This window comes from Delftia sp. 11MD, from assembly GCF_050907895.1.
Taxonomy (GTDB): Bacteria; Pseudomonadota; Gammaproteobacteria; order Burkholderiales; family Burkholderiaceae_C; genus Comamonas; species Comamonas tsuruhatensis.
The window spans coordinates 6,166,703-6,191,747 of the sequence record NZ_CP194333.1 but is presented as its reverse complement, the minus strand read 5'-3'; the positions used below and the strand labels follow the sequence as shown (position 1 = coordinate 6,191,747).

Genomic DNA, 25,045 nt, shown 5'->3' with positions numbered 1-25,045 from the left:
ATTCGAACGAACGAGAGAGGCTCACCATGTCGAACCTGGAACTGCTCCCCATCAACATCGCCGGCGAATGGCGCCTGGGCGGCGGCGGCGAATCCACCACGCTCTATCCCGCCACCGGCGAAGTGGTGGGCCGCCTGCGCGCGCCCAGCCTGGAGGATGTGGAGGAGGCCATCCAGAAGGCCGACCACGCCTTCCGCACCAGCGGCTGGGCCCAGAAAAAGCCCCATGAGCGCGCGGCCGTGCTGCACCGCGTGGCCCAGCTGATCCGCGAGCGCGCCGAGCCCCTGGCCCAGCTGCAGCGCCTGGACAACGGCAAGCCCATCAAGGAAACACGCATGCTGGTGGCCAGCGCCGCCGCCACCTTCCAGTTCTTTGCAGCGGCCTGCGAGACCATGGAGGAAACCATCACGCCCTCGCGCGGCGACTTCATGACCATGAGCGTGTACGAGCCCATGGGCGTGGTGGCGGCCATCACACCGTGGAACTCGCCGATCGCCAGCGAGGCGCAAAAGCTGGCGCCCGCGCTGGCCGCCGGCAACGCCGTGGTCGTCAAGCCCGCCGAGGCCACGCCGCTGCTGGCGCTGGAGCTGGCGAAGATCTGCGAAGAGGCCGGCGTGCCCAAGGGCCTGGTCAGCGTGCTGCCGGGCCGGGGCTCGGTGATCGGCGACGCCATCACCAAGCATCCGCTGGTCAAGCGCGTGTCGTTCACCGGCGGCACGTCCACGGGCAAGCACATCGCCCACATCGCGGCCGACAAGATGATGCCGGTCTCGCTGGAGCTGGGCGGCAAGTCGGCCACCATGGTGCTGGCCGATGCCGACATCGACCATGCCGTCAACGGCGTGCTCTACGGCATCTTCAGCTCCTCGGGCGAGTCGTGCATCGCGGGCTCGCGCCTGTTCGTGGCGCGCAGCCTGCATGCCGAATTCATGCAGCGCCTGACGGCCAAGGCCGCCGCGCTGCAGGTGGGCGACCCGGCCGACGAGCGCACGCAGATGGGGCCGCTGATCACCGCCAAGCACCGCGAATCCATAGAGAGCTATGTGGCCCTGGGCCTGTCCGAGGGCGGCCGGCTGCTCACGGGCGGCCAGCGGCCCGAGGGCGCGCAGTTCGAGCGCGGCTACTACTACCGCCCCACCATCATCGACGGCGTGAAGAACGACTGGCAGATCTGCCAGCAGGAAATCTTCGGCCCCGTGCTCGTGGCCATGCCCTTCGACAACGAGGACGACCTGCTCGCCCAGGCCAACGACAGCGTCTACGCGCTGGCCGCCGGCATCTGGACGCGCGACTACAAGAGCGCCTGGCGCATTGGCCGCGCCGTGCAGGCCGGCACCGTCTGGATCAACACCTACAAGCAGTTCTCCATCTCCACGCCCTTCGGCGGCTGGCGCGACAGCGGCCTGGGCCGCGAGAAGGGACGGCTGGGCATACAGCAGTACATGGAGCAAAAGAGCATGTACTGGGGCTTGAACGAGAGCCCCATCGCTTGGGCAAATTGAAGGAGCACGACATGAGCGTACTGGGCATAGACGAAATCACCTACGGCGCGGACGACCTGGCCACCTGCCGCCGCTTCTTCCTGGACTGGGGCCTGGCGCTGGTGCAGGAAGCGGACGACCGGCTGGTGTTCGAGACCCTCAACGGCTGCCGCGTGATCGTGGCCACCGTGGACCATCCCGATCTGCCGCCCGCCATCGAGGCCGGCCCCACGCTGCGCGAAGTGGTCTGGGGTGTGGAAAGCGAGGCGGACCTTGCGCTGTACGCCAGCCGCATTGCCGCGCTGCCGGGCTTCACACAGGGCCAGGGGCGCATAGGCTGCACCGACCCCAACGGCCTGTCCGTGCGCCTGCAGGTCACGCAAAAGCGTGATGTGGATGTGCAAGGCGCCGCCTACAACACCTGGGACCGCAAGGACCGCGTCAACCAGGCCAGCCCGGCCTACGAGCGCGCCCAGCCCATCGAGGTCGGCCATGTGGTGTTCTTCGTCAAGGACGTGCAGGCCTGCGAGCGCTTCTACGTGGACAACTTCGGCTTCGCGGCCTCGGACCGCTACCCCGAGCGCGGTGCCTTCCTGCGCTGCGCACCCGACGGCGGCCACCACGACATCTTCCTGCTGCAGCGCCCCGCCAAGGACGCTGGCCTGAACCACGTGGCCTTCACGGTGCGCGACATCCACGAGGTCTTCGGCGGCGGCATGCACATCTCGCGCTGCGGCTGGGACACCCAGCTGGGCCCGGGCCGCCATCCCGTGTCCTCGGCCTATTTCTGGTACTTCCGCAATCCGGCCGGCGCCCTGGTCGAGTACTACGCCGACGAGGACCAGCTCACCGCCGACTGGCAGCCCCGCGAGTTCGAGCCCGGCCCCACGGTGTTTGCCGAATGGGCCATTGATGGCGGCATCGACGGCAACACCCGGCGCCAAAAGGGCGTGGGTACCAGCGACGGGAAATTCATCACCGACAAGCGGCATTGAGACCGCGCCTGACGGCCTACCCCCACAACCCAACCACCCCACGGCCCCCACCATGAACAAGACACGTCGCCAGGTTTCTCTTGCCGCTGCATTCCTGGCTGCAGCCACGCTGTCCGGCACCGCGATGGCCCAGGCCTATCCGGCCAAGCCCATCACCATCATCGTGGCCTATCCGGCCGGTGGCGACACCGATGCCATGGCGCGCCTGTATGCCGAGAAGCTGTCCACGCGCCTGGGCCAGCCCGTGCTGGTGGACAACCGCCCCGGCGCCAGCGGCACCATCGGCAGCGTGCATGTGGCCAAGGCCTCGCCGGACGGCTACACGCTGCTGCTGGCGCCCAATACCTTCGCCATCGCGCAGTTCGTGCTCAAGACGGCCTCGGGCTCCAGCTACGACGTGCTGCACGGCTTCACGCCCATCGTGCAGACCAGCGTGCAGCCCATGTTCGTGGCCACCAACCAGGCCTCGGGCATCAAGGACATGAAGACCCTGATCGCCCAGGGCAAGCGCGACGGCCTGACCTACGCCAGCCCCGGCAGCGGCTCGCCCATGCACATCCTGGGCGAGATGTTCAACCGCGCCGCCGGCACGCGCATCGCCCACATTCCCTACAAGGGCGTGGCACCTGCCGTCAACGACCTGATCGGCGGCCATGTGCCCACGACCTTCATGACCTGGGGACCGATCGCGCCCTACGTCGGCGGCAAGGTCACCGCCCTGGCCGTGGCAGACAGCCAGCGCAGCGCGCTGGCCCCCAATGTGCCCACCCTGGCCGAGCTGGGCGTCAAGGATGTGGAAGTGTCTGCATGGCAGGGCCTGTTCGGCCCCAAGGGCATGTCGCCCGAGACCGTGAAGCTGCTGAACACGCACCTCAACGAGATCCTGAAGATGCCCGACGTGGTCTCCAAGATGGCCACCTTCGGCGCGCTGCCCGCAGGCGGCGAGCCCGCGCGCCTGGAAAAGACGAATGCCGCCGATTTCAATCGCTTCGGCAAGCTCATCAAAGACCTGGATATCAGGGCTGATTGAGCACCCCCCACACAAGACAGTTTTCGAAGGAGAGAACCATGGCCGCTGATCGCTATCTCGAGCCGCACCAGGCGCGCGAACGTGCCCCCACCCTGATGGAAGACCTGCTGGGCGATTCCATCGAACGCGCCTTCGGCGAAGGCGTGCAGACCCTGCCCGAACTGGTGGCCTACCTCAACCGCAGCGGCCCCTCCGGCGAGAACGGCGAGGCCTGGACCGAAGACAGCTTCCAGGCGCTGATGGCGCGGCTGGGCTATTGATACCGAGCAGGACTGGAGAGCCCCATGAACGTACAAACCATCACCATCGATCCGGTGGACGGCCTGCTCAACAAAGGCCTGAAGAACCTCTGGTACGCGGTCTGCCCCTCGGACTTCGTGAAGACCCAGCCCGTGTCCGTGCGCCGCTTCGGCCGCAAGATCGCGCTGTGGCGCGATGCCGCCGGCCAGGTCCATGCGCTGGAAGACCATTGCCCGCACCGCGGCGCGCCGCTGTCGCAGGGCGTGATCCTGGGCGACCGCCTGGCCTGCCCCTACCACGGCGTGGAAGTGCGCTGCGACGGCACCGTGACCAAGGTGCCCGGCAGCCCCGGCTGCAAGCTCGAAGGCTCGCGCGCGGCGCTGGCCTTCCATGCACGCGAGGCGCATGGCGCCATTTTTCTCTACAACAGTGACAAGGCCGTTGACGAGGCGCCCGAGTTCACGCTGCCCGAGGAGCTGACCTCGCCCGAGTACTCCAACTTCCTGTGCTATGCCGAGTGGCGCAGCGACTACCGCTATGCGCTGGACAACGTCATGGACCCCATGCACGGTACCTTCCTGCACAAGCAGTCGCACTCCATGGCCGAGGGTGACAGCAAGGCCACGTTCCAGGTGCGCGAGACCGATGACGGCTTCGTCTTCGAGAAGGTGGGCCAGCGCGGCGTGAACTTCGACTGGACCGAGTGGGGCAGCACGGGCGTGCACTGGATGCGCCTGGAGATTCCGTACCCCAAGACCGGCGGCCCCGGCGGCAACTTCGCCATCGTGGCCTGCGTCACGCCCATCAGCGCCGACCTGTGCTCCGTGTTCTTCTGGCGCTGCCGCAAGGTGCAGGGCTGGATGCGCGACACCTGGCGCTTCCTGTACCGCAACCGCCTGGAGGCGCGCCACTGGGCCGTGCTGGAGCAGGACCGGATCATGATGGAGCAGATGGAGCTGGACGCCAACGAGCGCGAGAACCTCTACCAGCACGACATCGGCCTGGTGCGCCTGCGCCGCCACCTGCGCCGCCTGGCCCAGGAGCAGATCGACGAAGGCGCCGCATCATGAGCACCAACCTCCAGGCCTTCGTGCACACGCTGCGCTTCGAGGCCCAGGACACCATCAGCGTGGACCTGCGGCCCGTGGCGGGCGGGGAGCTTCCCGCCTTCACGCCGGGCTCGCACATCGATCTGCACCTGCCCAACGGCCTGGTGCGCAGCTACTCGCTGAGCAACCCCAGCGAGGAGCGCCACCGCTACGTGGTCGGCGTGCTGCGCGACCGCGCCAGCCGCGGCGGCTCGCGCTGCGTGCACGAGTCGCTGCGCGTGGGCATGCCCATCACCATCTCCGAGCCGCGCAACCATTTCGCGCTGGACGAAAGCGCCGCGCACACCGTGCTGGTGGCCGGCGGCATCGGCATCACGCCGCTGCTGTGCATGGCACGCCGCCTCAAGGGCCAGGGCCGCTCGTTCGAGATGCTGTACTTCGCCCGCGAGCGCAAGGGCGCGGCCTTCCTGGAAGAGCTGCAGGCGCTGGGCATGCCGCTGCACCTGCACTTCGACAGCGAGGCCGGCGGCCCGCCCGACCTGCGCGCGCTGCTGGCCCAACGCCAGCCCGACGCGGGCACGCACCACTACGCCTGCGGCCCCACGCCCATGCTGGACGCCTTCGAGAAATTCTGCGCCGAGCTGGGCCACGCCAACGCCCACATCGAGCGCTTCACGCCCGTGGAGGTCAAGGCCGCCGACGATGCGCGCAGCAACTACACGGTGGAGCTCAAGCGCAGCGGCCGCTTCATCGAGATCACGCCCGAGAAGTCGCTGCTCGACACCCTGCTGGATGCCGGCATCCAGATGGACCACAGCTGCTGCGAAGGTGTCTGCGGCTCCTGCGAGACGCGCGTGCTCGAAGGCATTCCGGACCACCGCGACTCGGTGCTCAGCCCCAAGGAAAAGGCCAGCAACAAAGTGATGATGGTCTGCGTTTCCGGCTGCAAGAGCGAACGTTTAGTGCTCGATATCTGAGCAGGCAATCAGACCTGCACGGCAACAACCCACCACCCCCAAGCCCCCCAAGCCACCACCCCAGAGGAGACAACCCCATGAAAACCATCCATACGCCCATGCTGGGCGTGGCGCTAGCCTGCCTGGCGTCCTTGCCCGGTGCCGCTTCGGCGCAGTCCAAGGTCGAGATCTTCGGCGTCGTCGATGTCGGCGTCACGCACCTGAACGGCTCCGGCCCGTCCAAGACCGGCCTGTCCACGGGCGGCGCCAACATCAGCCGCCTCGGCTTTCGCGGCACGGAAGAGCTGGGCGGCGGCCTGCGCGCTGGCTTCTGGCTGGAGGCGGGCATGGACGTGGACAGCGGCTCGGGCAAGGCCAGCGGTGGCGGCCTGAGCTTCAACCGCCGCTCCACCGTGAGCCTGTCGGGCGACTTCGGCGAAGTGCGCCTGGGCCGCGATGACTCGGCCACCTTCCTGAGCACGCTGATCTTCGACCCCTTCCTCACCAACGGCGTGGGCGGCACCATGGGCTTCACCATGCTGGGCATTCCCGGCACGGGCACGGCCACGGGCGGCGCGCCCATCCAGATCAGCAACGCGGTCAGCTACTTCCTGCCGCAGAACCTGGGCGGCTTCTACGGCCAGGTGCAGGTGGCCATGGGCGAGCAGGCGCGCAGCGCGCCCAACAAGAACCAGGGCGACTACCGCGGCCTGCGCTTCGGCTACCGCCAGGGCCCCTTCAACGGCGCACTGGCCACGGGCAAGTTCTATGGCGACAGCGATGCGACCAACCTCACGGCCAGCAACGTGGGCCTGAGCTGGGACTTCGGCGTGGCCAAGCCCATGCTGCTGTGGGCCAGCGAAAAGCGCGGCGCCCTCAAGGTCACCGCCCTGCAGCTGGGCGTGACCGCGCCCGTGGGCATGGGCGAGTTCAAGGCCTCCTACGGCCACTACAACACCGACGGCAGCAATGCCGACTGGAACAAGATCAGCGTGGGCTACGGGCACAACCTGTCCAAGCGCACCCAGGTCTACGGCACGGTGGCCTTCCTCAAGAACAAGGACGGCGCGGCCAAATCCATCGGCGTGCAGGGCCTGTCGGCCCCGGGCACCACGCTGGGCGGCCGCTCCTCCGGCTTCGAGGTGGGCGTGCGCCACTTCTTCTGATACAGCCCATCGGGCGATAGAGACTTGCCATGAAAGATATGCGTGCGGCCCGCTGGTGGGGGGTGATCAGCCTCTTCATCATCGTCGCCATCTCCTATGTGGACCGGATCAACCTTTCGATCCTCATCCTCGACCAGGGATTTCTGGACCACATCGGGCTGACGCACGACGACCGCACGCGCCAGGGCCTGCTGGCCACGGCCTTCATGGTGGGCTACGGCGTTTCTTCCTTCGTGTTGACGCCGTTTTGCGCGGCGCTCTTCGGCGTGCGCCGAAGCCTGGTGGTCGGCCTGCTGCTGTGGGGCGCCGTGTCCTTTCTGTCCCCGGCCATGAACAGCTATGGCCTGCTGCTGGCCTCGCGCATCCTGCTGGGCATCTCCGAAGGGCCGCTGTACTCGCTGGCGGGCAGCTACATCAAGGCGCATTTCCAGAGCCACGAGAACGGCCTGCCCAACTCCTTCGTGAACATGGGCACGGGACTGGGGCTGGCGGTGGGCTATCCGCTGATCGGCTACCTGGTGGCCGGCCATGACTGGCAGACCTCGTTCCACGTGCTGGGCCTGATCAATGTGGCCATCGGCATTCCGCTGGTGCTGGCCTTCATCCGCATGCCCCGCGTGGACACCGGCATGCCGCGCCCGCGCTCGCTGGGCGAGGCGGTGGGACAGGTCGGCCAGATCGTGCGCGGCGCCATGCACACGCGCTATCTGGTGCTGGTGGCCGTGCTGTCGGCGGCCTTCTTCTCCTACCTCTGGGGCAGCAGCAACTGGCTGCCGGCCTACCTGGAGTCGCGCGGCTTTTCACTGCGCGAGATGGGCTGGCTGGCCTCGCTGCCGCAGTACGCCACGGTATTGGCCGTGCTGGTCGGCGGCATCGTCATCGACCGCCTGCCGCGCCGCCAGGTGCCGCTGATCTTCGTCGGCGGCAGCCTGGGCCTGGCGTTGGCCATCTGGCTGGCCATCCACATGGAAGACCGCTACGCGGCGGCCTACTGCCTGATCGCCGCCAACTTCTGCTGGGGCCTGATGAGCCCGGCCATTCCCAGCACCGTGCAGTACTGCGCGCGGCCCGAGCATGTGGCCAGCGCCTATGGCGTCGTCAACGGCACGGCGACCCTGGTGGCGGGCTTCATGCCTGCGCTCATGGGCGCCGTCATCGGCTGGACATCGCATTCGGCCGGCGGCGGTTTCGTTGCCGGCTTCGGCCTGCTGGTGGGCACGCAGCTGGTGGTCATGGTCTGCGGCCTGGTGCTTTGGCTGCGCGAGCGCGGCCAGGGCACCCACGGTGCCAGCGATGCCCGGGACACGTCCGCGCGCACGGCCTGACCTGCACTACAGCGCGCCCGCTGCGGCGCACTGCTCCAGAAACGTCACCAAGGCCTGCACGCGCGCCGTGCGGCCCTTGCGCGTGGGCACCAGCAGGGTGACGGGCGCGCTGCCGAAATGCCAGTCGGGCAGCACGCGCACCAGCCGGCCCTCGGCAATGGCCGGTGCCATGTCCCATTGCGAACGCAGCACCAGACCCAGGCCCTGCTCGGCCCAGTGGCGGGCCACGCCGCCATCGTTGGTCACATAGGACGGCGTCACACGCAGGGTCTGGCCGTCCACGGCACGCCGGCTGGCGGCGGGGCGCAGGTGCCACAGCGTCACATCCTCCTCGTTCTCGCGGATACAGATGCAGGCGTGCTCCAGCAATTCGCGCGGCGTGGCGGGCGTGCCATGGCGGCGCAGGTAGTCGGGGCTGGCGCACAGCCAGCGGTCGTTGGCAGCCAGCTCGCGCGCCACCCAGGAGGAGTCGCGCACCGTGCCGATGTGGACCACGGCATCGGCATCGTGGCGGTCGGGGAAAGGCGTTTCGCGCAGGTCCAGCTGCAGTTTCAGTTGCGGGTGCTGGCGCGTGAAGGGCACCAGGGCCGGGGCCAGCCGGCTGCGCCCGTAGCCAAAGGGCGCGGCCAAGCGCAGCGTGCCGCCCAGCTGGCGGGCATCGCCGTGCAGCGAGTCGCGCAGCTCCTCGATCTGGCCCAGCAGCCGCACGGCCTCGCGGGCAAAGCGCTCGCCCTCGGGTGTCAGCGCCAGGCGCCGCGCGCTGCGGTTGGCCAGGGACAGGCCCAGTTCGGCCTCCAGTCGGCGCAGGCGCATGGACAGTGCAGGCGGTGTCACGTCAAGCGCACGGGCCGCCGCGCTCAGCGAGCTTTCGCGTAGCAAGGCGGCGGCAAGCTGCAGGTCTTCGATGGCAATCATTCAATTTGCCTTAACGATTGATGACGGCGGATTTAACCACGACCATGGTCTTGGTCCGTACAGTGCCAAGGCATGAACACCCCATACCCCACCTCTGCCGCATGGCCCCGGGCCGTGCTCTTCGACCTGCTGACCGCCTTGCTGGACTCCTGGACCGTCTGGAATGCGGCCGCCGGCAGCGAGGCTGCCGGGCGCGACTGGCGCGCCGAATACCTGCGCCTGACCTATGGCTGCGGCGCCTACCAGCCCTATGAGGACCTGGTGCGCACGGCGGCCCGCAACCGGGGCCTGCCCGAGGCGGTGGCCGACAGGCTGGAGGCGCAATGGGAGCAGCTGCAGCCCTGGGATGGCGCACGCGAGCTGCTGGCCGCCCTGCGCCCGCACTGCCGCCTGGCCGTGGTGACCAATTGCTCCGAGCGACTGGGTCAACGTGCCGCCGCGCTGCTGGGCGTGGATTGGGATGTGGTGGTGACCTCGGAAGCAGCAGGCTTCTACAAGCCCGACCCCCGGCCCTACCAGCTGGCGCTGGACCGGCTGGGGCTGCCTGCGGGCCAGGCCGCCTTCGTGGCCGGATCGGGCTATGACCTGTTCGGAACCTCGGCCGTGGGCCTGCGTACCTTCTGGCACAACCGCGTGGGCCTGTCGCGGCCCACGGGCGCGCCGCAGGCCGAGGCCGAAGCACCCACGCTGGCGCCGGCACTGCCCTGGCTCAGGGACTTTTCCCCGCAGCAGGGCTGAACCCCGAGGGTGCAGCCGGTGCTGTGCCCGCCGTCCTTTCCTGTCCACCCTTGTGAGGAGCCTGCCATGCAGCTGCGTCCAGCCCTGCCGTTGTCCCTTGTGTCCGCATTCCCGGTCCTGTCCATCGTCTGTGCCATGGCGTGGAGCCAGGGAGCCCTGGCGCAGGCCGGCGCTGCCTTTCCGGCCAGGCCGGTCACGCTGGTCGTGCCGTTTCCCCCGGGAGGCCCCAGCGATGCGCTGGCCCGTGCCGTGGCTCAGAAGATGGGGGAGCATCTGGGCCAACCCCTGGTGATCGAGAACCTGGGTGGCGCCAATGGAACCATCGGCCTGAACCAGGCGCGCAAGGCCGCCGCCGACGGCTACACCCTGTCCTTTGGCGGCATAGGCACGCATGTGGTCAATGTGGCCTTGTACCGCAAGCTGCCCTATGACCCCGTGGCCGACTTCGCCCCTGTGGGACCTGCGGGCGCGGCGCCCATGCTGCTGCTGGCGCGTGCCAATCTGCCGGCCTCCGACCTGCGCCAGTTCGCCGACTGGCTCAAGCGCAACCAGGCCGCAGCCTCCTATGGCAGCGCCGGCGTGGGCTCGATATCGCACTATGGGTGCGTGCTGCTGCTGTCGGCGCTGGGCCAAAGCCCCACCCATGTTCCCTATCGCGGGATCGCGCCTGCCATGAACGATCTCATGGGCGGACAGACCGATTTCATGTGCGACCAGACGACGACGGCGCTGCCGCAGATCGCGGGCGGCCGCATCAAGGCGATTGCGGTGCTGGGAACACAGCGCCTGGCTCAGCTGCCGGGCACGGCGGCCAGCGCCGAGGCCGGCCACCCCCTGCAGGCGCGCTCATGGAACGCGATCTTCGCACCACGCGGCACGCCGCCGGCGGTGCTCGCGCGGCTGACGCGGTCGCTGCAGCACGCCATGGGCGATGCGGGCCTGCGCGCACAGATGGCCGCGCTGGGGGTGGAGCTGCCGTCGCCCGAGCAGGCCGTGCCGGCCACGGTCTCCGCCTTGATCGAACAGGGACTGCGCAACGACGTGCCTGCCCTCAAGGCCAAAGGCCAATACCTGGATTGACGATGGAGAGAGAAACACCATGCAAGACACACTTCTGACCCTGGACACGCCCGCTGCCGTGATCGACCTCGCACGCATGCAGCGCAACATCCACCGCATGCAGCAGCGCATGGACGCGCAGGGCGTGCGCCTGCGCGTCCATGTGAAGACCAGCAAGAGCGTGCCCGTGGCCGCCGCGCAGCGCGCGGCCGGGGCCTCGGGCATCACGGTCTCCACCCTGAAGGAGGCCGAGCAGTTCTTTGCCGCTGGCACCACCGACATCCTCTATGCAGTCAGCATGGCGCCGCACCGCCTGCCGCACGCCCTGCAACTGCGCCGGCGCGGCTGCGATCTCAAGCTCATCGTGGACAGCGTGGCGGCGGCCCAGGCCATTGCCGCGTTCGGCCGCGAACAGGGCGAGGCCTTCGAGGTATGGATAGAGATCGACACCGACGGCCACCGCTCCGGCGTGGGCGCCGAAGATGCGCCGCTGCTGCTGGCCATTGGCCGCACGCTGCACGACGGCGGCATGCGCCTGGGCGGCGTGCTCACGCATGCCGGCTCCAGCTACGAGCTGGACACGCCCGAGGCGCTGCAGGCGCTGGCCGAGCGCGAGCGCGCCGGCTGCGTGCAGGCCGCCGAAGCCCTGCGCGCGGCTGGCCTGCCGTGCCCCGTGGTCAGCGTGGGCTCCACGCCCACCGCGCTGGCGGCATGCCGGCTGGACGGCGTGACCGAGGTGCGCGCAGGCGTCTATGTGTTCTTCGACCTGGTGATGCGCAACATCGGCGTGTGCACGGCCGAGGACGTGGCGCTGTCGGTGCTGGCCACCGTGATCGGCCACCAGGCCGACAAGGGTTGGGCCATCGTGGACGCAGGCTGGATGGCCATGAGCCGCGACCGGGGCACGGCGAAACAGCGGCAGGACTTCGGCTACGGCCAGGTCTGCGACCTGCATGGCGAGGTGATGCCGGGCTTCGTGCTGACCGGCGCCAACCAGGAGCACGGCATCCTGGCGCGCGCTGATGGCGCGATAGAGGCCGACATCGCCGCCCGCTTTCCCCTGGGCACGCGGCTGCGCATCCTGCCCAACCATGCCTGCGCCACGGGCGCGCAGTTCCCGGCCTACCAGGCGCTGGCGGCAGATGGCTCGGTGCAAACCTGGGAGCGGCTCCATGGCTGGTGAAAACGGGATCGATCTGCGCCATGCATCGCCGAACCTGCCTGCGCCGGGCGGCCACTACAGCCACACGGCCATGGGCCAGGGGCTGGTCTTCGTGTCAGGGCAGCTGCCCATACGGCCCGACGGCACGCGCCTGGTGGACGCCAGCTTCGAGGACCAGGCGCGCCAGGCGCTGGCCAATCTGGCGGCGGCGCTGGAGCTGGCCGGCAGCGGCGTGCCCCGCCTGCTGCGGGTGCGCGTGTACCTGGACGACATGGCGCACTGGCCGGCCTTCGACCGCCTCTATGCCGACTGGGCCGGCACGCACCGGCCCGCGCGCGCCGTGGTGCCCACGGGGGCGCTGCATTTCGGGTTGAAGGTGGAAATCGAGGCCGTGGCGCTGGCCTGAAGAAAGCCCGGCCCGAGGGGGCCGGCTGCCGCTACTTCAGCCAGCCGCGCTTGCGGAAATACAGCATGGGCCCGACGGCGCTGAGCACCATGAGCGCGATGACGTAGACGTAGCCGAACTCCCACTCCAGCTCGGGCATGAAGCGGAAGTTCATGCCGTAGACGCTGGCGATCAGCGTGGGCGGCAGCAGGGCCACGCTGGCCACCGAGAAGATCTTGATGATCTTGTTCTGGTTGATGTTGATGAAGCCGACGGTGGCATCCATCAGGAAGTTGATCTTGTCGAAGAGGAAGGCCGTGTGGCTGTCCAGCGATTCGATGTCGCGCAGGATCTGGCGCGCTTCCTCGAACTGCTCGGCATTGAGCATCTTGGAACGCATCATGAAGCTGACGGCGCGGCGCGTGTCCATGACGTTGCGGCGGATGCGGCCGTTCAGGTCTTCCTGGCGCGCGATGGCGCCCAGCACTTCGCGGGCCACGTCGTCGGTCACGTCGCCGGACAGCACCATCTTGCTGGCCTTCTCCAGGTCGTCGTAGATGCCTTCGAGCGTATCGGCCGAGTACTCGGCGTCGGCGTCGAACAGCTTGAGCAGCACGTCCTTGGCCTCGTCGATCAGGCCCGGCGCGCGGCGCGCGCGCATGCGCAGCAGCCGGAAGACCGGCACGTCCTCGTCATGGATGGAGAACAGCACGCCGCAGCTGCGCAGGTTCTTGTTGTGCTCGTTGACGATGAAGGCCACGCGCACGGAGCGGGGGTCCTCGTCATCGTCGATCAGGAAGTCGCTGCGGATGTGCAGCTCGCCGTTGTCTTCTTCGTAGAAGCGGGCCGATTCCTCGATGTCGTCGTCCATCGCATCTTCGGGGATGGACAACTCGTAGTGCTGCTTGATCCAGCGCTTTTCCTCGACCGTGGGCGACTCCAGGTCCACCCAGATCGGCTTGAAGCGGGACAGCTCCTCCAGCGACTCGATCTCTTCTTGAACCAGGCGGCCATTGGCCAGCGTAAAGATGTTGAGCATAGGCTCACTCCAGGTGTTCTTCTCAGGCGTGCGGGGTATCGGGGGTGCTTTCAACCCCACAGGCCAACCGGGAGTTGAAAGCTACCAACTGGGGTAGGTTTCCACGGAGCTTTCTCCAAGATGCAAAGCATCGGATTATGCAGCGTTGCGCTGCAGCATGCGGGCCGGCCGCGCTATTCGGAAGCGGCTCCAGGGGGCATCTGGCGGCCTGTCACAAAAGCCTGGGCATGGCACAGGTCGGCCCAGGCGCCGGCCTTGGCCTGGGGGGCGCGCAGCAGATAGTTGGGGTCGTAGCTGACCACGGCCGGCACACCGGCGATGCGGTGAGGCTCGGCGCGCAGGCGGCCCAGGGCCTCCTGGCGCCCCAGCACGGCGCGCGCCGTGGCCAGGCCCAGCACCAGCACGCAGGCCGGGCGCAGATCGCGCAGCAGTGCCTCCAGCGACGGTTGCAGGGCCGGGACCTCGGGCGCCTCCTGGCCTTCGGCCGGAGGCTGCACGCGGTGCAGGGCGGCGCTGTACAGGCGCGGATGGTCCTGCAGGTTCAGCGCGCGCAGCATGTTGTCCAGCAGCCGGGCCGCGTCGCCTTCCAGCGCGGTGCGCGCGCAGTCGGGGCCGGGGCGCCGGGCGGGCGGCAGCGGCAGGGAGTTGGCCGGCGGCTCCAGCAGGATCAGCCAGCCGCCTTCGCCGCCATCACCGGCCGGCGGCGTTGCCGCATACACGGGACGCACGGGGCCCAGCCGCCAGCCCAGGCCCGGTGCGCCGGCCACGGGCTGCTGCACGTAGCGGCGCGGCGGGCGTTCGCGTTCGGGGATGACGGGTGCGGGAGAGGCGTGCACGGGTGCGGGAGGCGGTGTCGCCTGGACCGGCGCCTGAACAGGCACCTGAACGCGTACGGGCGTTGGCGCGGCGACAGGCGACGATGCAGCAGACGCCGGTGCATCAGGCGCCGGTGCATCAGGCGCCGGGAGGGGCGCCTCCTGCACGGGCGGCGGCACGGGGCGGGCCGCCGGCGGATCCGCCAGGGGCGCCGCTGCAGGCGCATCGGAGGGTGCAGCCAGGGCCTCGGACAGCACGGCGGGCGCGGTCTCGGGTTCGGGCAGCCAGACAGTGATGCCCATGGCATGCAGCATGGCCCGCTGGCGGGTGTCTAGATTCAGGGCCATAGCTTGAGGCTCATGAGCACGGCATGCTCGCGCGGGCCGTCGTGCATGGGGTAGTAGTTCTTGCGCAGGCCCACCTCCTGGTAGCCATGCGCGGCGTAGATGCTGCGTGCGCGGACATTGCTCTCGCGCACTTCCAGCCAGATCCATTGGGCCTGGCGCTGGCGCGACCACAGGGCCAGGGCGTCCAGCAGGATGCGGGCCCAGCCCTGGCGCTGGCGCGCCGGGGCCACGGTGATGTTGAGCAGGTGCACCTCGTCGAGCACGATCATGGCGACGAAGTAGCCGACCAGCCCGCCCTGGGCATCCACCAGCAGCTGGGTTTCATAGCCGGCCGCCATGGCGTCGATGAAGTTGCCGCGCGTCCAGGGATGGGAATAGGCCTGCTGCTCCACGGGCAGCAGCGTGTCCAGCCACAGCACGTTCAGCGGCTCGAAGCGCACGCTGTCCCGCTCCGACGCCAAGGCGTCGGTCAGGGGCGGCAGCGGCCGCGAGGGCTGTGGCGTGTGCGTGCTCATGCCTGGGCAGGAGGGGTCTCTGTGGTCTGCACGGGTGAAGCAAGCGCGGCTGCCGCCTTGGCAGCCTCGCGCTCGGCCGTGGTCTGCGCGACTTTATCGCGGATGTAGCGCGGCAGGGCCTGGTCGGCCGGCAGGGCGCGGTCGGCCGCCAGCATCGCAGGGGCCAGGCGCAGCATGGCGGCGGCCGTGGGCAGCGCAGCCACATGGCTGGCCTGGGGCGCCAGGCGCTCGCCATAGGCGGCCAGGGCGTTGCCGGCCACCACGGTGCCGGGCGGCAGCTGCAGGGCCTCGGGCGCGCACAGGCCGAAGTCGCCGCTTTGCTCGCCGATGTCGTTCCAGCGGCCATCGGCCCAGTGGTAGGCGGCGTGGTAGACCTCGTTCATGCGCGCATCGATCACGGCGATGAGGTCGGTGCAGCCGTATTGCATGCGCGCCTGCTCGGCCACGGCCAGCAGGCTGTCCATGGGCAGCACGGGCACGCGGGCGGCAAAGGCCAGGCCCTGGGCCACGGAGCACGCCGTGCGCAGGCCCGTGAACGAGCCCGGACCCCTGCCGAAGACGATGGCCCGCAGCTCGGCGAACTCCAGTCCGGCCTGGGCCATGAGGGCCAGGATGGCGGGGATCAGCTCGGTCGAGGTCTGCGGGCCGCCGGGGCCGCTGTGTTCCCAGACGGCATCGCCGCGCTGCACGGCGATGGAGAGGGTGTCGGTACTGGTGTCTAGGGCAAGAAGATTCATGGCGTGGGGCAGGCGGCGGTGCCGCAGCAAGCCCTGGATTATCGGTGCCCCGCCCGGCCCGCGCGCGGCATGGCCGCAATGACCGGCGTAGACTTGCCGGCCATGTTGCATCTTTCGCTGTCTTCTTTCCTTATTTCCTCGATTTCCTCCGCCTTCTCACTCGGAACGCCGCGTTCACACCGGGGCCTGGCAGCCGCGCTGCTGGCGGCGGCTGCCCTGCCCGGCATGGCCATTGCCCAGGCCGATGCGCCCACGTCACCGGCGGCCCTTTCCACCAAGACTGCGCGCGAAAGCCGGCTGCCGCCTCCCGTGGAAGCCGCCCTGGCGCGCGCCAAGCTGCCGCGCGAGGCGGTCTCCGCCCTGGTGGTGGAGGTCGATGGCCGGGCCGCTCCGCGCCTGGACTGGCAAAGCCATGTGGCCATGAACCCGGCCTCGGTGATGAAGCTGGTCACCACCTATGCGGCGCTGGACCAGCTGGGTCCTGCCCATGTCTGGCGCACGCCCGTCTTCCTGGGCGGGCCGGTGCAGGACGGCGTGCTGCGCGGGCCGCTTTACATCCAGGGCCAGGGCGATCCCAAGCTCGTGATGGAGCGGCTGTGGCTGATGCTGCGCCGCCTTCAGGGCATGGGCATCAAGGTCATCGTGGGCGACATCGTGCTGGACCGCAGCGCGTTCTCCGTCCCCGCCCACGATCCCTCCACCTTCGACAACGAGCCCTGGCGCCCCTACAACGTGGCGCCCGACGCCCTGCTGGTCAACTACAAGGCCGTGACGGTCGGCTTTGTGCCCGACGCTGCGGCGGGCGTGGCGCGGCTGCAATACGATCCGCCGCTGGCCGGAATCCAGCAACAGGAAACCGTGCCCCTGGCGCCGGCAGGCAGCGAGTGCGGCGACTGGCGCGCCCGGCTGCAGCTGGACATGGCCGACCCGTTGCGCATCGCCTTTGCCGGCACGTTCCCGGCCAGCTGCGGCGACAAGAGCTGGTCGCTGGCGCCGGCCCAGCCCGAGGCCTTCGCGGCGCGCGCCATCGAGGGCATGTGGCGCGAGCTGGGCGGCAAGCTCACGGGCACCGTGCGCGACGGCCGCGTGCCGGCCGGCCTGCAGCCGGCCTTCCAGAGCGAATCGCCCTCGCTGGCCGAGGTGGTGCGGGACATCAACAAATACAGCAACAACGTCATGGCCCAGCAGGTGTTCCTGACCATGGGCATGCAGCGCACCGGCGTGGCCAGCTTCGAGGCCTCGCGCCAGGCGCTGGGCCAGTGGTGGCAGGCGCGCTGGGGTGCGGCCGAGCAGCCCGTGGCCGACAACGGCGCGGGCCTGAGCCGCGAGGCGCGCATCACGGCCTCCGGCCTGGGCCGCATGCTGCAGCAGGCCTGGGCCTCGCCCGTGATGCCGGAGTTCGTGGCCTCCATGCCCATCGTCGGCGTCGATGGCACGCTGCGCCGCAGCCTCAGCCGCGTCCAGGGCATGGCGCACCTGAAGACCGGCACGCTGCGCGATGCCTCGGCCCTGGCCGGCTATGTGGATGGCGCCAGCGGCCGCCGATACGTGCTGGTGGCCATGGCCAACCACGCCAATGCGGCCGCCGCGCGCGCGGCCTGGGATGCGCTGGTGGACTGGACGGCGCACGACCGCTGATACGCTGCCTGCGCTCCTGTTCCAGGGCCTGCTTTTGCAGGCCCTTTCCGTTGTGTTTCCGCCTCCTGCCCGGCAAGGGCCTTGCCCTGCCTGCGGGCGCCAGACCGGTATTTATCGTCTATTCGCCCGCGTGCGAAATGCCCGGTCGGCCCGCGATTCCTATCGGTACTTGCCCGGTGTCGCCAAGGTGCGACTGTCGCTACGATGGCAATCACCAAAAAAAGCACGGTCGTGCTATTCACAACACTTCACGGAGATCACACCTTGGCAAATCGTTATCGAATCCTCGCGGCCTCCCTGGCCACGGCCGGCCTGCTGGCCGCTTGCGGTGGCGGCAGCGGCGCCGACACCACCCCCCGTGCCAAGATCACCTCCGTCAAGGTGATGGGCGACAGCCTCTCCGACAGCGGCACCTTCGGCTACAAGTTCACCGTGCAGAACGCCACGCTGACAGGCGCCGGCTCCAACCAGGTCTGGGCCGAGCGCGTGGCGGGCCTGTACAACATCTCCCTGTGCCCGCGCTTCAACGGCACGGCCTTCACGCCCAACACCTCGTGCAACAACTACGCCGTGGGCGGCGGCCGCATCAACTACACCAGCGCGCCCACGGCGCCCATCTCCATCACGCAGCAGATCCTGCTGGCCGGCGCGGCTGGCTTCACGGCCGATGACCTGGCCGTGATCGACGGCGGCGCCAATGACGCGGCCGACGTGATCGGCGCCTTCCTGGCCGCTTCCAGGGACCAGGGCGCCAACTTCAAGGCGCTGCTGTCCACCAAGATCGACGCGGCCACGCTGGGTGCGCTGCTGCAGCAGGGCCAGGCCGGCATGGCCCAGGCCGGCGGCCTGTACATGCAGAACCTGGCCAAGGGCTATGTGTCCACCATCCAGGCGAATGTGCTGGGCAAGGGCGCCACGCGCGTGGCCATCCTCAACGTGCCGGCCATCACGCTGACGCCGCGCTTCCAGCTGGTACTGCAATCGGTGGCCCAGCAGCAGGGCTCGGCCGCCGCCGCCCAGCTGGAGACCGTGTTCGACGGCTGGGTCAAGGCCTTCAACCAGCAGGTTGCCAACGGCTTCGCGGGCGAGAGCCGCGTGGCCATCATCGATTTCTACAGCGAGTTCCGCCAGCAGATGGCCGACCCCGCCCAGTACGCCTACACCAACGTGAAAAAGGCGGCCTGCCCTGCCACCGGCGCGGGCGCCGACGGCCTGCCCACCTACAGCTTCCCGACCTGCACCGAGGCCGCGCTGTCCGCCTCCATTCCCGTGGGCGAGACCAGCGCCAACTGGTGGAAGAGCTATGCCTTTGCCGACAGCTTCCACCCCACGCCCTATGGCCATCAGCAGATGAGCCAGCTGGCCTCCCGCACCCTGGCCCGTGCCGGCTGGCTGTGATCGCAGTCATGCAGCACGAGGAGACACATCCATGAAGACATTCCTGCGCATCACCGCCGCCGTGGCCATGGCCACGGCCTGCATGGCCGCCACCGCCCAGTCCGCCGGCACCTGGAGCGTGCGCCTGGGCGCCACGCGCATCGATCCCCAGACCAGCAGCGGCTGGCTGAGCACACCCAGCTTCCCCGACACCCGCGTGGACGTGAAGGCCAACAGCCAGCTCACGGGCGGCGTGACCTACATGGTCACCAACAACTGGGCCATCGACGTGCCCATGGGCCTGCCGTTCAAGCATGACTTCGTGGGCAATGGCGCCATCTCCGGTACGGGCAAGCTGGGCCGCACCAAGGTGCTGCCCGCCACCGTGTTCGCGCAGTACCGCTTCGGCGAGGCCAACTCCGCCTTCCGCCCCTACCTGGGCCTGGGCGTGACCTATGCCAAGTTCTTCGGCGAGCGCACCACGGCCTCCCTCAACGGCCTGACCGGCGGCACGCTGGCCAACCCGACCACGGCCTCGGTGGACAGCAAATGGGGCCTGACGCCCCAGATCGGCTTCGTCTACAACTTCAACGAGCGCTGGTTCCTGGACGTGGCCTACTACAAGAGCTTCCTGAAGACCACGGCGCACCTGTCCTCGGGCCAGAGCGTGTCGCTCAAGCTCAATCCGAACGTCTACGCCATCGGCATCGGATACCGCTTCTGACAGGTCGCAGTCCCCAAAGAAAAACCAGCCCGCGGGCTGGTTTTTTCATGGAGGGGGACTGCGCCTACTTGGCCGTGGGCATCACGAATTCCGCGCCCTTGGGCGTGCTCTCGGGCCAGCGCTGCATGATGCTCTTTTGGCGGGTATAGAAGCGCACGCCTTCCTCGCCATAGGCGTGCATGTCGCCGAACAGGCTGCGCTTCCAGCCGCCGAAGCCGTGCCAGGCCATGGGAACGGGAATCGGCACGTTGATGCCGACCATGCCGACCTCGATGCGGCGGCCGAACTCGCGCGCCACATTGCCGTCGCGCGTGAAGCAGGCCACGCCGTTGCCGAACTCATGGTCGTTGACCAGCTGCACGGCCTCGGCGAAGTCCTTGGCGCGCACCACGGCCAGCACGGGGCCGAAGATCTCTTCCTTGTAGATGCGCATGTCGGGCGTGACATGGTCGAACAGCGTGCCGCCCAGCCAGAAGCCGCCCGAGGTGTCCGTGCCTGTGGAGGAGCCGGCCGCCTTGCCGTCGAAGCCCCGGCCATCGACCAGCAACTGCGCGCCTTCCTTGACGCCCAGGTCGATGTAGCCGCTGATGCGCTCGTGCGCGGCGCGCGTCACGATGGGGCCCATTTCCGCGGCCAGGTCCTCGCCGTCCAGCACCTTCAGCGCCTTGGTGCGCTCGATCAGGCGCGGCAGCAGCTGGTCGGCCACGTCGCCCACGAGCACAGCCACGCTGATGGCCATGCAGCGCTCGCCGGCCGAGCCGTAGCCGGCGCCGATCAGCGCGTCCACGGCCTGCTCGATATCGGCATCGGGCATGACCACCATGTGGTTCTTGGCGCCGCCCAGGGCCTGCACGCGCTTGCCGTGGCGCGCGCCCGTCTCGTAGATGTAGTTGGCAATGGGCGTGGAGCCCACGAAGCTCACCGCCTTCACGTCGGGATGCTCGATCAGCGCATCCACGGCTTCCTTGTCGCCCTGCACCACGTTGAACACGCCGTCAGGCAAGCCCGCCTGCTTGAGCAGGTCGGCGATCAGCAGCGACGGTGTGGGATCGATGGGGCTGGGCTTGAGCACGAAGGTGTTGCCCGCCGCAATGGCCACCGGGAACATCCACATCGGCACCATCACCGGGAAATTGAAGGGCGTGATGCCCGTGACCACGCCCAGGGGCTGGCGCAGCGTCCAGTTGTCGATGCCGGTGGAGACCTGGTCGGTGAAATCGCCCTTGAGCAGCTGCGGAATGCCGCAGGCGAATTCCACGATGTCGATGCCGCGGCTGACTTCGCCCTGCGCATCGGTGAAGACCTTGCCGTGCTCGGCCGTGATCGCATGGGCCAGCTCGTCCTTGTGCTGGTTGAGCAACTCCAGGAAGCGCAGCAGCACGCGTGCACGGCGGATGGGCGGCGTATCGGCCCACTTCGGGAAGGCCGCCTTGGCCGCCGCCACGGCGGCATCGACATCGGCGCGCGAGGCCAGGGCCACGCGGCCCGTGACCTGGCCGGTGGCCGGGTTGGTCACGTCCTGCCCGCGGTCGCTGGCACCTGCCGTGCGCTGGCCGTTGACGTAGTGGACGATGGAAGCGAAGGAGGTGTTTGCGGTGTTCATGCCAGGCAGTCTAGAAGTGCGCTTTCTGCCTGCCTAGGCGCTGCGCTTGAATTGATTGTTCAATTTGCTGAACAATCCATGTATGGCAAATGAAAAACCCGATGCCAAGGCCGAGGCCTTGTGGAGCCACCTGCACTGGCTGGTCGTGCTGGAGCAGCAGGGCAGCTTCACCTCGGCCGCCGCGCGCCTGGGCGTGAGCAAGGCGGCCATGAGCCAGCGCGTGGCAGAGCTGGAGCGCGCGGCCGGCATCGCCCTGGTCACCCGCACCACGCGCAGCGTGCGCCTGACCGAAGCGGGCCAGCGCCTGGTGGACGACACGCGCGGCGCCTTCGAGCACATTGCCCACAGCTTCTCCGGCGTGCGCGACCTGGCTGCCGCACCGCGCGGCCTGCTGCGCGTGACGGCGCCGCTGGCCTTTTCGCGCCAGCAACTCATGCCGCGCCTGCCGGCCTTCCTGCGTGCCCATCCGCAGATCCGGCTGGAGCTGGACCTGTCGGACCAGATACGCTCGCTGGCGCTGGAAGGGTTTGATCTGGCCATACGCCACGTCACGGCGCCGCCCGAAACCCATGTGGCCTGGGCGCTGGCGCCCACGCGCTCGCTGCTCGTGGCCAGCGCGGACTACCTGGCCGCGCACGGCACCCCGTCCACGCCGCAGGACCTGGCCGCGCACCACTGCCTGCACTATCCGCGCACCCAGGGTGCCCCGGCCTGGAGCTTCGTTCCCCGCGACGCCGGCGTGGACGGCGTGCGCGTCGTCGTTCCCGTGACCGGCGGCTTTGCCGCCAACAACAGCGAAATCCTGCGCGACGCGGCACTGGCCGGCCTGGGCATCGCCCTGGTTCCGGACTTCAGCGCGCAATCGGGCCTGGCCTCCGGCCACCTGAGCGAAGTCCTGCCCGGCTGGCGGCCCGTCGACGCCTTCGGCGAACAGCTGTTCGCCATCCGCCCCTACGCCAGCCACGTGCCGCGCGCGGTGGCGGTGTTCGTGGAGTTCCTGCGGGCGTCGTTTGCGGCGGGGTTCATTCGGTGAAAGCCAGGCAGCAATAGGAACGAGCGGGTTTTGCACTACTTTCAGAGCAGTCCTATTTCCTTGTGCTGATTCGACGCTTAAAGTGCAGCGGTTGCTGAGAAATCAGTATATTCCTTTTCAACTGCGGACTGTTCTGCCTGGAATCAAGAAAGCCGAGCCATGAACCAACGCATGCTTGCTGCCCTGTGCATTGCCGCGCTCTATACCAGTTCATTAGCAGAGAATGTGCCGAAGTTTCAAAGAATCGTTGTCAACTTCAATCTTTCGGAAAAACTGGCTGCATGCTATCCGGAGCTTGCTACGCTGCAGGCATATGACTCACTTCCATTTCCGCAAGCATCCGAGCAGGTGGCGCGTATTGCATCTCTATCGAGAAACGTCACACCGTTGATTTTTCCTCCTGACAGGAAAATATTCGCTCCAAATAAATACGCAATCCATAGCATTTCCTGCGCCGATGGGTTTTCCGGCATCTGCCACTATTTGAGTGTGATGCCTACGCTTGGATTACCTCAATATCGAATGTACGGTCCATTGAATATGTCATGCACCCCCGTTATTGACCTGCAGACGGGTCTCGAGTGAGCGCTGCTTGCAGACCCCTGAGTGCGGGTCTGCGCATTGTGGCCAGCGTGCTTGCCCCTCAGGCCTTGATCCCCAGCTTATCCACCAATTGCTTGAACACCGCGTTGTCGCGGTCGATCACGGCCTTGAATTCGGGCTGGTCCAGGTAGCCCTCGCCCATGTTCTGCTTGGCCATGGTTTCGCGCAGGACGGGGTCCTTGAGGGTCTGGGTCATGGCCTTGCGCAGGGTCTGGACTACGGCGTCGGGCGTGTTGCGGGGCACGGCCAGGCCGCGCCAGCCGCCGATGAGCAGGTCGATGCCGCGCTCCTTGAGCGTGGGCACGGCTTCCCAGCCGGCCTGTATGCGCTGCTCGGCCATGATGGCCAGCGGGCGGATCTTGCCGGCCGCCACATAGGTGGCCACCTCCACGGGCGTGACGGCCACGGCCTCGATGTGGCCGCCCAGCAGGTCGAGCACGGCGGGGTTGGCGCCGCGGTAGGGCGCGTGGTTGAACTTCACGCCCGCCTTGTCCTGCAGCGCGGCGGCGGCCAGGTGGCCCAGCGAGCCCGGGCCGGCATTGCCGATGCGCACCGCTGCCTCGTCCTTGCGCGCGGCGGCGATCAGTTCCTCGATGCTGCGATAGGGCGAGTCGGCACGCACGGCGATGGTGGCGGGGTCGGCGTTCAGGCGGGCCACGGGCAGCAGGGCGTCGGAGCTGATATTGGTCAGCCCCATGTGCGGGATCATGGTCAGCTCGACGGTGATGATGCCGATCTTGTAGCCGTCCGGCCGGGCATTGGCCAGCTCGGTCCAGCCCACGGCGCCGCTGGCGCCTGCGCGGTTGAGCACGATCAGGTCCTGCGGCAGGTGCTTGCGCGCCACCTCGGCCAGCGCGCGTGCCAGCACGTCGGTGCCGCCGCCGGCAGCGAAGGGCACGATGAGTTCGATGGGGCGCTGGGGCCAGGCGCCGGCAGGCGCTTGTGCCACGGCGGGCAGGACGGGCGCTGCGGCCAGGGCGCCGAGTGAGCGGATGAAATGGCGGCGGGATGCGGTGGTCATGTTGTCTCCGGAATCTGTTCTAAGTGTCTTTTGTCGCTGCTGCGCTTCAATCCATTTTGATTTGGGCCGCCTTGATCACGCCGCTCCACAGCGCCTGTTCCGAGCGCACGAAGCCTGCGAACTGCTGCGGCGTCATCTCCATGGGCTGTATGCCGATCTCTTCGAGCTTGGCACGCGTTTCGGGGTGGCGCAGGGCTGTGGCCAGGCTCCTGTTCAGGCGCTCGGTGAGTGCAGGGCTCAGGTGGGCGGGGCCGACGAAGCCCTGCCAGGCATAGGCTTCGAAGCCGGGCACGCCGGCCTCGGCCATGGTGGGTATGTCGGGCAGGATGGGCAGGCGCTGGGGCGTGGCCACGGCCAGCACGCGCAGCTTGCCCGCGCGGATGGCCGAGATGCTGGGCGGCAGGTCCACGAACATGGACTGGATCTGGCCGGCCATGAGGTCCTGCAGCGCCGGGGCCGAGCCCTTGTAGGCCACGTGCAGGATCTGGGTGCCCGTGCGCTGCTTGAACAGCTCCAGCGCCACGTGCAGCGGCGAGCCCGGCCCCGACGAGGCCGAGGAGATGCCGCCCGGCTCCTTGCGCGCCATGGCCAGGAATTCCTGCACGTTCTTCGCAGGGAAGGACGGATGCACGGCCAGCACCAGCGGCATGCGGCCCAGGCCGCCGATGTAGCTGAAATCCTTGCCCGCGTCATAGCTCAGGCGCGCATACATGGCGGGGTTGAAGGCCAGCGTGCCCGAGTCGGCCGTGCCCAGCGTGTAGCCATCGGCCGGGGCGCGTGCGATCAGCGTGGCGCCGATGATGCTGGCCGCGCCGGGACGGTTGTCCACGACCACGGGCTGGCCCAGGTCCTTGCCCATCTGCACGGCCAGCTGGCGCGCGATCACGTCGGTGGTGCCGCCCGGTGCGTAGGGCACCACCCATTTGACGGGCTGGGTGGGCCAGGCTGGCGCACTCTGGGAGGACGGGGCTGGGGCGGATTGCGCCTGGGCGGTGCCCATGCCCAGCGTCAGCAGGGCGCAGGAAAGCCAGGCCTGGCGGTGCAGGGCCATTGGGTTGAACAGCATTTTTTTGTCTCCGGTGGTTTTTATG

Annotated in this window: 25 protein-coding genes; 17 read left to right on the top strand and 8 right to left on the bottom strand. The window is 68.5% G+C overall.

Features of this window, described 5'->3' with window-relative positions; all coding sequences use genetic code 11:
- Positions 1-26: 26 nt before the first annotated feature.
- The 8 genes from ACRSCF_RS28330 (at position 27) to ACRSCF_RS28295 (ending at position 8,242) form a co-directional block, all read left to right on the top strand.
- Complete coding sequence (locus tag ACRSCF_RS28330) at positions 27-1,502, top strand: aldehyde dehydrogenase (RefSeq protein WP_017406709.1); 1,476 nt, start codon at positions 27-29, stop codon at positions 1,500-1,502.
- 11 nt (positions 1,503-1,513) lie between these two features.
- On the top strand, positions 1,514-2,476 hold the full coding sequence (locus ACRSCF_RS28325) for a VOC family protein (RefSeq protein WP_016452044.1): 963 nt from the start codon (positions 1,514-1,516) through the stop codon (positions 2,474-2,476).
- A 52-nt stretch (positions 2,477-2,528) separates the two neighbouring features.
- Entirely contained in the window at positions 2,529-3,506 is a 978-nt protein-coding gene (locus ACRSCF_RS28320; protein ID WP_047217886.1) for a Bug family tripartite tricarboxylate transporter substrate binding protein, read from the top strand.
- Between the two features lie 38 nt (positions 3,507-3,544).
- On the top strand, positions 3,545-3,766 hold the full coding sequence (locus tag ACRSCF_RS28315; protein ID WP_016452043.1) for a recombinase-like helix-turn-helix domain-containing protein: 222 nt from the start codon (positions 3,545-3,547) through the stop codon (positions 3,764-3,766).
- 24 nt (positions 3,767-3,790) lie between these two features.
- Entirely contained in the window at positions 3,791-4,816 is a 1,026-nt protein-coding gene (locus ACRSCF_RS28310) for an aromatic ring-hydroxylating oxygenase subunit alpha (RefSeq protein ID WP_034363433.1), read from the top strand.
- Complete coding sequence (locus ACRSCF_RS28305; RefSeq protein ID WP_016449105.1) at positions 4,813-5,772, top strand: PDR/VanB family oxidoreductase; 960 nt, start codon at positions 4,813-4,815, stop codon at positions 5,770-5,772. The genes ACRSCF_RS28310 and ACRSCF_RS28305 overlap by 4 nt, the downstream gene beginning before the upstream one ends.
- A gap of 77 nt (positions 5,773-5,849) precedes the next feature.
- Positions 5,850-6,917, top strand: a complete 1,068-nt coding sequence (locus ACRSCF_RS28300; protein ID WP_013804504.1) for a porin — start codon at positions 5,850-5,852, stop codon at positions 6,915-6,917.
- Between the two features lie 29 nt (positions 6,918-6,946).
- Positions 6,947-8,242, top strand: coding sequence for an MFS transporter (locus tag ACRSCF_RS28295; protein WP_016449106.1), 1,296 nt, complete (start codon positions 6,947-6,949; stop codon positions 8,240-8,242).
- Positions 8,243-8,248: 6 nt separating this feature from the next.
- On the opposite strand, the gene ACRSCF_RS28290 is transcribed toward ACRSCF_RS28295, so the two are convergent.
- Positions 8,249-9,157 carry a LysR family transcriptional regulator gene (locus tag ACRSCF_RS28290; RefSeq protein ID WP_034363435.1) on the bottom strand — a complete coding sequence of 303 codons (909 nt, stop codon included), beginning with the start codon at positions 9,155-9,157 and terminating at the stop codon, positions 8,249-8,251.
- Between the two features lie 72 nt (positions 9,158-9,229).
- Between ACRSCF_RS28290 and ACRSCF_RS28285 the strand changes: the two genes are divergently transcribed.
- From ACRSCF_RS28285 to ACRSCF_RS28270, 4 genes are all read left to right on the top strand, one after another.
- Positions 9,230-9,895: an HAD family hydrolase gene (locus ACRSCF_RS28285; protein WP_034363438.1), complete on the top strand. Its 666-nt coding sequence runs from the start codon at positions 9,230-9,232 to the stop codon at positions 9,893-9,895.
- 66 nt (positions 9,896-9,961) lie between these two features.
- Complete coding sequence (locus ACRSCF_RS28280) at positions 9,962-10,975, top strand: tripartite tricarboxylate transporter substrate binding protein BugD (protein WP_016452041.1); 1,014 nt, start codon at positions 9,962-9,964, stop codon at positions 10,973-10,975.
- Positions 10,976-10,994: 19 nt separating this feature from the next.
- Positions 10,995-12,137, top strand: a complete 1,143-nt coding sequence (locus ACRSCF_RS28275) for a DSD1 family PLP-dependent enzyme (RefSeq protein WP_034363441.1) — start codon at positions 10,995-10,997, stop codon at positions 12,135-12,137.
- Positions 12,127-12,522 (top strand): RidA family protein, encoded by a 396-nt coding sequence (locus tag ACRSCF_RS28270; RefSeq protein ID WP_034363444.1) that lies wholly within the window; start codon positions 12,127-12,129, stop codon positions 12,520-12,522. The genes ACRSCF_RS28275 and ACRSCF_RS28270 overlap by 11 nt, the downstream gene beginning before the upstream one ends.
- A 31-nt stretch (positions 12,523-12,553) precedes the next feature.
- Here ACRSCF_RS28270 and corA read toward each other — a convergent pair whose 3' ends face one another.
- The 4 genes from corA to tsaB all read right to left on the bottom strand — a co-directional run bounded on the left by corA (position 12,554) and on the right by tsaB (position 15,955).
- On the bottom strand, positions 12,554-13,540 hold the full coding sequence (gene corA, locus ACRSCF_RS28265; RefSeq protein ID WP_016449112.1) for a magnesium/cobalt transporter CorA: 987 nt from the start codon (positions 13,538-13,540) through the stop codon (positions 12,554-12,556).
- 173 nt (positions 13,541-13,713) lie between these two features.
- Positions 13,714-14,703: a uracil-DNA glycosylase family protein gene (locus tag ACRSCF_RS28260; RefSeq protein ID WP_244387612.1), complete on the bottom strand. Its 990-nt coding sequence runs from the start codon at positions 14,701-14,703 to the stop codon at positions 13,714-13,716.
- Complete coding sequence (gene rimI / locus ACRSCF_RS28255) at positions 14,694-15,218, bottom strand: ribosomal protein S18-alanine N-acetyltransferase (protein ID WP_016449114.1); 525 nt, start codon at positions 15,216-15,218, stop codon at positions 14,694-14,696. The genes ACRSCF_RS28260 and rimI overlap by 10 nt, the downstream gene beginning before the upstream one ends.
- Positions 15,215-15,955 (bottom strand): tRNA (adenosine(37)-N6)-threonylcarbamoyltransferase complex dimerization subunit type 1 TsaB, encoded by a 741-nt coding sequence (gene tsaB, locus ACRSCF_RS28250; protein ID WP_016449115.1) that lies wholly within the window; start codon positions 15,953-15,955, stop codon positions 15,215-15,217. Before tsaB ends, rimI begins: the two co-directional genes overlap by 4 nt.
- A gap of 69 nt (positions 15,956-16,024) precedes the next feature.
- On the opposite strand from tsaB, the gene dacB reads away from it, so the two are divergent.
- The 3 genes from dacB (at position 16,025) to ACRSCF_RS28235 (ending at position 19,694) form a co-directional block, all read left to right on the top strand.
- Entirely contained in the window at positions 16,025-17,593 is a 1,569-nt protein-coding gene (gene dacB, locus ACRSCF_RS28245; protein WP_034363446.1) for a D-alanyl-D-alanine carboxypeptidase/D-alanyl-D-alanine endopeptidase, read from the top strand.
- A 264-nt stretch (positions 17,594-17,857) separates the two neighbouring features.
- Positions 17,858-18,991 (top strand): SGNH/GDSL hydrolase family protein, encoded by a 1,134-nt coding sequence (locus ACRSCF_RS28240; RefSeq protein WP_016449117.1) that lies wholly within the window; start codon positions 17,858-17,860, stop codon positions 18,989-18,991.
- Between the two features lie 31 nt (positions 18,992-19,022).
- Positions 19,023-19,694, top strand: a complete 672-nt coding sequence (locus tag ACRSCF_RS28235) for an OmpW/AlkL family protein (protein WP_016449118.1) — start codon at positions 19,023-19,025, stop codon at positions 19,692-19,694.
- Between the two features lie 64 nt (positions 19,695-19,758).
- Here the strand turns inward: ACRSCF_RS28235 and ACRSCF_RS28230 are convergent, their stop codons facing one another.
- Entirely contained in the window at positions 19,759-21,297 is a 1,539-nt protein-coding gene (locus tag ACRSCF_RS28230) for a CoA-acylating methylmalonate-semialdehyde dehydrogenase (protein WP_016449119.1), read from the bottom strand.
- Between the two features lie 82 nt (positions 21,298-21,379).
- Between ACRSCF_RS28230 and ACRSCF_RS28225 the strand changes: the two genes are divergently transcribed.
- Together ACRSCF_RS28225 and ACRSCF_RS28220 are read left to right on the top strand one after the other, a co-directional pair.
- Entirely contained in the window at positions 21,380-22,330 is a 951-nt protein-coding gene (locus ACRSCF_RS28225) for a LysR family transcriptional regulator (protein WP_034363449.1), read from the top strand.
- Positions 22,331-22,489: 159 nt separating this feature from the next.
- Positions 22,490-22,915: a hypothetical protein gene (locus ACRSCF_RS28220; RefSeq protein WP_126311156.1), complete on the top strand. Its 426-nt coding sequence runs from the start codon at positions 22,490-22,492 to the stop codon at positions 22,913-22,915.
- Between the two features lie 58 nt (positions 22,916-22,973).
- Here the strand turns inward: ACRSCF_RS28220 and ACRSCF_RS28215 are convergent, their stop codons facing one another.
- Both ACRSCF_RS28215 and ACRSCF_RS28210 read right to left on the bottom strand, forming a co-directional pair.
- On the bottom strand, positions 22,974-23,954 hold the full coding sequence (locus ACRSCF_RS28215; RefSeq protein ID WP_034363451.1) for a tripartite tricarboxylate transporter substrate binding protein: 981 nt from the start codon (positions 23,952-23,954) through the stop codon (positions 22,974-22,976).
- Between the two features lie 46 nt (positions 23,955-24,000).
- Positions 24,001-25,020, bottom strand: coding sequence for a Bug family tripartite tricarboxylate transporter substrate binding protein (locus tag ACRSCF_RS28210; RefSeq protein WP_034363453.1), 1,020 nt, complete (start codon positions 25,018-25,020; stop codon positions 24,001-24,003).
- Positions 25,021-25,045: the final 25 nt, after the last annotated feature.

Bases quoted from the DNA above. Each gene is read 5' to 3' on its own strand.
- rimI (WP_016449114.1), bottom strand. From the start codon at position 15,218: ATGAGCACGCACACGCCACAGCCCTCGCGGCCGCTGCCGCCCCTGACC.
- ACRSCF_RS28320 (WP_047217886.1), top strand. From the start codon at position 2,529: ATGAACAAGACACGTCGCCAGGTTTCTCTTGCCGCTGCATTCCTGGCT.
- dacB (WP_034363446.1), top strand. From the start codon at position 16,025: ATGGCCGCAATGACCGGCGTAGACTTGCCGGCCATGTTGCATCTTTCG.
- ACRSCF_RS28235 (WP_016449118.1), top strand. From the start codon at position 19,023: ATGAAGACATTCCTGCGCATCACCGCCGCCGTGGCCATGGCCACGGCC.
- ACRSCF_RS28325 (WP_016452044.1), top strand. From the start codon at position 1,514: ATGAGCGTACTGGGCATAGACGAAATCACCTACGGCGCGGACGACCTG.
- ACRSCF_RS28280 (WP_016452041.1), top strand. From the start codon at position 9,962: ATGCAGCTGCGTCCAGCCCTGCCGTTGTCCCTTGTGTCCGCATTCCCG.
- ACRSCF_RS28230 (WP_016449119.1), bottom strand. From the start codon at position 21,297: ATGAACACCGCAAACACCTCCTTCGCTTCCATCGTCCACTACGTCAAC.
- ACRSCF_RS28295 (WP_016449106.1), top strand. From the start codon at position 6,947: ATGAAAGATATGCGTGCGGCCCGCTGGTGGGGGGTGATCAGCCTCTTC.
- ACRSCF_RS28330 (WP_017406709.1), top strand. From the start codon at position 27: ATGTCGAACCTGGAACTGCTCCCCATCAACATCGCCGGCGAATGGCGC.
- ACRSCF_RS28220 (WP_126311156.1), top strand. From the start codon at position 22,490: ATGAACCAACGCATGCTTGCTGCCCTGTGCATTGCCGCGCTCTATACC.
- ACRSCF_RS28285 (WP_034363438.1), top strand. From the start codon at position 9,230: ATGAACACCCCATACCCCACCTCTGCCGCATGGCCCCGGGCCGTGCTC.
- ACRSCF_RS28300 (WP_013804504.1), top strand. From the start codon at position 5,850: ATGAAAACCATCCATACGCCCATGCTGGGCGTGGCGCTAGCCTGCCTG.
- ACRSCF_RS28260 (WP_244387612.1), bottom strand. From the start codon at position 14,703: ATGGCCCTGAATCTAGACACCCGCCAGCGGGCCATGCTGCATGCCATG.
- ACRSCF_RS28210 (WP_034363453.1), bottom strand. From the start codon at position 25,020: ATGCTGTTCAACCCAATGGCCCTGCACCGCCAGGCCTGGCTTTCCTGC.
- ACRSCF_RS28270 (WP_034363444.1), top strand. From the start codon at position 12,127: ATGGCTGGTGAAAACGGGATCGATCTGCGCCATGCATCGCCGAACCTG.
- tsaB (WP_016449115.1), bottom strand. From the start codon at position 15,955: ATGAATCTTCTTGCCCTAGACACCAGTACCGACACCCTCTCCATCGCC.
- ACRSCF_RS28315 (WP_016452043.1), top strand. From the start codon at position 3,545: ATGGCCGCTGATCGCTATCTCGAGCCGCACCAGGCGCGCGAACGTGCC.
- ACRSCF_RS28305 (WP_016449105.1), top strand. From the start codon at position 4,813: ATGAGCACCAACCTCCAGGCCTTCGTGCACACGCTGCGCTTCGAGGCC.
- ACRSCF_RS28275 (WP_034363441.1), top strand. From the start codon at position 10,995: ATGCAAGACACACTTCTGACCCTGGACACGCCCGCTGCCGTGATCGAC.
- ACRSCF_RS28290 (WP_034363435.1), bottom strand. From the start codon at position 9,157: ATGATTGCCATCGAAGACCTGCAGCTTGCCGCCGCCTTGCTACGCGAA.
- ACRSCF_RS28310 (WP_034363433.1), top strand. From the start codon at position 3,791: ATGAACGTACAAACCATCACCATCGATCCGGTGGACGGCCTGCTCAAC.
- ACRSCF_RS28225 (WP_034363449.1), top strand. From the start codon at position 21,380: ATGGCAAATGAAAAACCCGATGCCAAGGCCGAGGCCTTGTGGAGCCAC.
- corA (WP_016449112.1), bottom strand. From the start codon at position 13,540: ATGCTCAACATCTTTACGCTGGCCAATGGCCGCCTGGTTCAAGAAGAG.
- ACRSCF_RS28215 (WP_034363451.1), bottom strand. From the start codon at position 23,954: ATGACCACCGCATCCCGCCGCCATTTCATCCGCTCACTCGGCGCCCTG.